At 58.0% G+C, this 657-nt stretch carries 1 protein-coding gene; it reads left to right on the plus strand.

Annotated features, from left to right (window positions below):
- Positions 1–22 precede the first annotated feature (22 nt).
- Positions 23–657 (plus strand): GTP-binding protein (locus L53_RS05935; RefSeq protein WP_034813209.1); only part of this gene is annotated, 635 nt, incomplete at its 3' end.

The following is a 657-nucleotide window of genomic DNA, read 5'->3' on the forward strand; positions in this document are numbered from 1 at the left end:
ATTTGAATAAAGGAGAGGCCCGATGGGCAAGGCAAAGTTTGAACGTAACAAGCCGCACGTTAACATCGGCACGATTGGCCATGTTGACCACGGCAAGACGACGCTGACGGCAGCGATCTCGATGACGCTGGCAGCGGCTTCGGGTGGCGAGTCGAAATCCTATGCGGACATTGACTCGGCTCCGGAAGAAAAAGCGCGTGGCATCACGATCAACACGGCGCACGTGGAATATGAGACGGAAAACCGTCACTATGCCCACGTCGATTGCCCGGGTCACGCTGACTACGTCAAGAACATGATCACCGGTGCAGCGCAGATGGACGGCGCGATCCTGGTTGTGAACGCAGCTGATGGCCCGATGCCACAGACCCGCGAGCACATCCTGCTGGCCCGTCAGGTCGGCGTGCCGGCTCTGGTTGTCTTCATGAACAAGGTCGACCAGGTTGATGATGAAGAGCTTCTGGAACTGGTTGAAATGGAAGTTCGCGAACTTCTGTCTTCCTATGACTTCCCGGGCGACGACATTCCGATCATCGCGGGTTCCGCGCTGGCCGCTGTTGAAGGCCGCGACGATGCAATCGGCAAGGACAAGGTTCTTGAGCTGATGGCAGCTGTCGACGAGTACATCCCGACGCCAGAGCGTCCGCTGGACAAGCC

The sequence above is a fragment of the Hyphomonas sp. L-53-1-40 genome (assembly GCF_000682775.1).
Lineage (GTDB): Bacteria > Pseudomonadota > Alphaproteobacteria > Caulobacterales > Hyphomonadaceae > Hyphomonas.